This window comes from Streptomyces albidus (ex Kaewkla and Franco 2022) (assembly GCF_013870515.1).
In the GTDB taxonomy this organism is placed as follows: domain Bacteria; phylum Actinomycetota; class Actinomycetes; order Streptomycetales; family Streptomycetaceae; genus Streptomyces; species Streptomyces albidus.
In genome coordinates, this window is the sequence record NZ_JACBXA010000396.1 from 1 (window position 1) to 3479 (window position 3479).

Annotated in this window: 6 protein-coding genes and 1 pseudogene; all 7 read right to left on the reverse strand. The window is 69.9% G+C overall.

Features of this window, described 5'->3' with window-relative positions; translation table 11 throughout:
• A pseudogene (locus H5J26_RS31760) lies at positions 1–134 on the reverse strand (RNA polymerase subunit sigma-24); the annotation flags it as partial.
• Positions 131–472 (reverse strand): YciI family protein, encoded by a 342-nt coding sequence (locus tag H5J26_RS29475; RefSeq protein WP_181769017.1) that lies wholly within the window; start codon positions 470–472, stop codon positions 131–133. The gene H5J26_RS29475 and the pseudogene H5J26_RS31760, both read right to left, overlap by 4 nt.
• On the reverse strand, positions 469–1209 hold the full coding sequence (locus tag H5J26_RS29480) for a nuclear transport factor 2 family protein (RefSeq protein ID WP_181769018.1): 741 nt from the start codon (positions 1207–1209) through the stop codon (positions 469–471). The genes H5J26_RS29475 and H5J26_RS29480 overlap by 4 nt, the downstream gene beginning before the upstream one ends.
• A gap of 210 nt (positions 1210–1419) precedes the next feature.
• Positions 1420–1836 carry an acyl-CoA thioesterase gene (locus tag H5J26_RS29485; RefSeq protein ID WP_181769019.1) on the reverse strand — a complete coding sequence of 139 codons (417 nt, stop codon included), beginning with the start codon at positions 1834–1836 and terminating at the stop codon, positions 1420–1422.
• 98 nt (positions 1837–1934) lie between these two features.
• Positions 1935–2243: a DUF4326 domain-containing protein gene (locus tag H5J26_RS29490; protein WP_181769020.1), complete on the reverse strand. Its 309-nt coding sequence runs from the start codon at positions 2241–2243 to the stop codon at positions 1935–1937.
• 15 nt (positions 2244–2258) lie between these two features.
• Positions 2259–2792 (reverse strand): PaaI family thioesterase, encoded by a 534-nt coding sequence (locus H5J26_RS29495; RefSeq protein WP_181769021.1) that lies wholly within the window; start codon positions 2790–2792, stop codon positions 2259–2261.
• Positions 2793–2963: 171 nt separating this feature from the next.
• Entirely contained in the window at positions 2964–3263 is a 300-nt protein-coding gene (locus H5J26_RS29500; protein WP_181769022.1) for a putative quinol monooxygenase, read from the reverse strand.
• Between the last annotated feature and the right edge of the window lie 216 nt (positions 3264–3479).

Here is a 3479-nt window from a genome sequence, read left to right on the forward strand (position 1 = left end):
GCCTGCGCGAAGGCGTCCTGAGCGCACTCCTCGGCGAGGTCCCAGTCGCCGGTCACCCGGATCAGGGTGGCGACGACCTGGCCCCATTCCTCGCGGAAGGCGGCGGCGACCGCCTCCTCGACGTCGTTGTTCACTCCCAGACCGGCCGCACCTCGACAGAGCCGCCGCCCAGCGCGGCGGGATGCCGCGACGCGAGCGCGATGGCCTCGTCCAGGTCGGCGACGTCGATGATGTCGAAGCCCGCGACGTACTCCTTGGACTCGACGAACGGCCCGTCGCTGAGCAGCACTTCGTCTCCCTGCACGCGCACGGTGGTGGCGTCGGTGGAAGGCCGCAGCCGCGCTCCGCCCTTCACGACGCCGCTGGTACGCACCTCGTCGATGTACGAGGTGAAGCGGGGGTCCTCGGCGATCTCCTCGGGGCTGAGCTCGTCGCCGCCCACGGGGGTGCAGATGAACATCACGTACTTCATGAGTGGTCCTCCTCGTTGATCCCGGCGTCGAAAGGCACCGATGTGTGCTGGTGATCGATCAGCCACCGCCCGCCGACGGCGCGGTAGCCGGTGGTGACCCGTGCGGTGCTGTCCAGCGGCTCGCCTGTGGTGAGCGCGGCGCGCGTCCGTACGAGTGCGTGGCTGAAGGCGACGCTCTCGTCCACGCGGACGCGCAGCTGGAGCACCTCACGGCTGACGGGTCCGCTCACGGTCGAGAGCCACCACTCCATCGACTTGCGCAGCGACCCTGTCCCGCTTTCCTCCAGCCCGCGCATGGGGTGGAAGACCTCGGCGTCGGGGGCGTAGCAGGCGACAGCCCGGTCGATGTCGCGCTCGCGCAGGGCGGCGGTGAGCTCCTCGTCGAGACGCTGGATATTTACGAGGGGGTCCTCCTCGTCCCAGAACGCCCGCACCTCCATGGCGCCGGCAGCTGCCATGGGGTGCTCGGCGGCCGCCTGCACGGCCTCCTCCATGCTGTCGCACTCGAGCACGTCGAACCCGGCGACCTGCTCCTTCGTCTCGGCGAAGGGTCCGTCGGTGCGCAGCACCTCCCCGCCGCGTACGCGTACGGTGACCGCGTCTTCGGCCGGCCGCAGCCGGTGGCCGTGCAGCCGTACGCCGCGGCGGGCGCCCAGCTCCTCGACCCAGGGTTCGACGGGTGCCACATCGGAGGGGTGCACGGAGTCGTCCCCGCACACGAGCAGCATGTACTTCATGGTTTCTCCCGGTCTTCATGAGGTCCTTGCACCCCACCGACGAATGGGACCGCGCCGGATCGACACAGGGCGGAACCGATTCTCACCGGACGGGGGCGGGATTCTCCGGACTGACCGGACGCCGCGGCGGGAGCGGTCCGCCAAGGGGGCGGAGCAGCTTGAGCCGGGGCGGAACCGCGGAAATGCCGTGGCTGCCGGGCCGCTTCCGGGCTACTCCGCCTCGGGCAGCAGTGGCTCCAGCGCCCGGCGCACGTTGGCGGGCATCTCCTTCTTCCCGCCGGCAGCCGGGTCGACGAAGACGTGCCGTATCTCGCCGTCGGCGATGAGCCGTTCGCCGACCCGGAAGACGGGCCGCACGATCATGCTGGTGGTGCCGAGGTGGGCGACGTTCATCTCGATGTCGAGAAGGTCGTCGAAACGCGCGCCTTCCACATAGCGGATCCGCGCCTCGGCCACGACCACGTCGGAGCCGCCTTCGACCATGGACGCGTAGTCCTCGATCAGTTCGCGCCACAGCTCCGTGACGGCGACGTCGTAGAAGAACAGGTAGTGGCCGTTGAACACCACGCCCTGCTGATCGCATTCGCTGTAGCGCACCCGCAGCCGGTGGGTGAACGTCTTCGCCATGCCCGGATGCTATGTGAGCGCCCAGCAGTTGGCGACGGCTCCACCGCCGGCCGCGGCTGGACGGGACCGGCGGATGACAGGTACGAGCCCGCCAAGTCTCAGCCCGCGTCCGCCAGTTCCGCGATCACCTGCGCGTGGCAGAGCTCCGGGACGCACCAGCATCCCAGCCTCCGGCCGCGGAGGCCGGGCAGCAGGGCGAGGAGGTCGGGTCGGCCCAGGAGGTGTTCGCGGTACTGCTCGAGCACCTCCTCCCGGGTGCCGTCGCGGCCGGGGCGGAAGGGACTCGCGAGGGGAGACCCTTCCAGGTGCCAGCCGCCGCGGTGCATGGGGCGGCCGACGTAGACCACGTCGGCGTAGTCGGGGTCGTTGAGGTGGCCCTTGAGATTGACCACCGTCGTGCTGCTCATGTGCTTCCTCCCCGGTCAGCCCGCTTGCGGAAGGGCGAAGACCGCGCACGTGGTGGTGCCGTGGGCGTACAGCTTGCCGTCGGCCGCGCCGGCCACGCGCGCCTCGGCCGTCGCGGTCGTACGTCCCACGTGGACGGAGGTGCCCTCGCACCGCAGGGTCGGGGTGTCGCCGAAGACGGGACGCACCAGGTTCACCCCGAGCTGGACGGTGGTGTACGCACGCCCCGCCGGCAGGGTGCTCATGACGGCCGTGCCGAGAGCCGAGTCCAGGAGGGTGGCCAGGAAGCCGCCGTGCACGGTCCCCATCGGGTTGAACAGGTGCTCGCCCGGCTCGCCTTCGAACACCGCTCGTCCTTCGTCCACCTCGACGAGGCGGAAGCCGAGGGTGCCGCAGATGGGGGCCTGGGGCAGATGCCCCTCCAGGCTGAGGCGCAGCAGTTCGAGGCCGGAGCGACCGCCCGCGTCCTGGTAGGTGGTGGGAGCCGCCCAGGTGTGGGTGCGGGATCGCGTCGTTCCGGTGGCGACCTCTTCGGCGGTGGGCTGAGCCATGTGCGTCTTCCTCACTCCTCGTTCTGCCGTACACGGCGAACCTACGGGCCGCGCGCGATCTTGCGCAGTGTCGCTTGCGACAGTTCGCATACCGTTCCCGTCACCGGGACCGGCCGGGGCCGGAAGCGGCACCCCGGCCTGACCGGAGCGCCGCTTCTCGAAGAGCCGCGGTCAGGGAAGCTTGACCGCCAGCAGGTCCACGGGCCTGATGTCCGGCGCCGCGGCGAGCATCGTCGGCGCGGCCTCCGCCAGCGCCGCCGCGATCCTGCCTTCGAGGTGAGCCTTGCGCCCTTCCTCGTCCTCGAAGGTGTCGAAGATGCCGAAGGTCGTGGCGTCCTGACGGAACGCGAACCAAGTGACCGTGTGCTCCTCCTCCTCAGCGAGTTGCAGGGCTCCCCGCAGCAGGGTCCCGACCTGCTCCGCGTGCTCGGGCTTGGCCTCGATGCGGGCCAGCAGTCCGATCGTCGTCATGTGGTTGCTCCCGATGTCGTGTTGCGTTGGAACACCTGTGAACCTATGGCGGGAACCACCGCTCCCCCAGTGTCGTGAACGACATGTCCGATACCGTTTCCGTCATGGACATCGCTGTACTCGCCTACGACGGGGTGTTCGACTCCGGGCTGGCCTCGATCCTCGACGTGCTCGCCACGGCCAAAAGGCCAGCGCGAGGCGCACTTATCCGTCGTT

What these genes read in the sequence shown, in the direction of transcription:
- H5J26_RS29475 (WP_181769017.1), bottom strand. Translation starts at nt 472, where the DNA reads ATGAAGTACGTGATGTTCATCTGCACCCCCGTGGGCGGCGACGAGCTC.
- H5J26_RS29480 (WP_181769018.1), bottom strand. Translation starts at nt 1,209, where the DNA reads ATGAAGTACATGCTGCTCGTGTGCGGGGACGACTCCGTGCACCCCTCC.
- H5J26_RS29485 (WP_181769019.1), bottom strand. Translation starts at nt 1,836, where the DNA reads ATGGCGAAGACGTTCACCCACCGGCTGCGGGTGCGCTACAGCGAATGC.
- H5J26_RS29490 (WP_181769020.1), bottom strand. Translation starts at nt 2,243, where the DNA reads ATGAGCAGCACGACGGTGGTCAATCTCAAGGGCCACCTCAACGACCCC.
- H5J26_RS29495 (WP_181769021.1), bottom strand. Translation starts at nt 2,792, where the DNA reads ATGGCTCAGCCCACCGCCGAAGAGGTCGCCACCGGAACGACGCGATCC.
- H5J26_RS29500 (WP_181769022.1), bottom strand. Translation starts at nt 3,263, where the DNA reads ATGACGACGATCGGACTGCTGGCCCGCATCGAGGCCAAGCCCGAGCAC.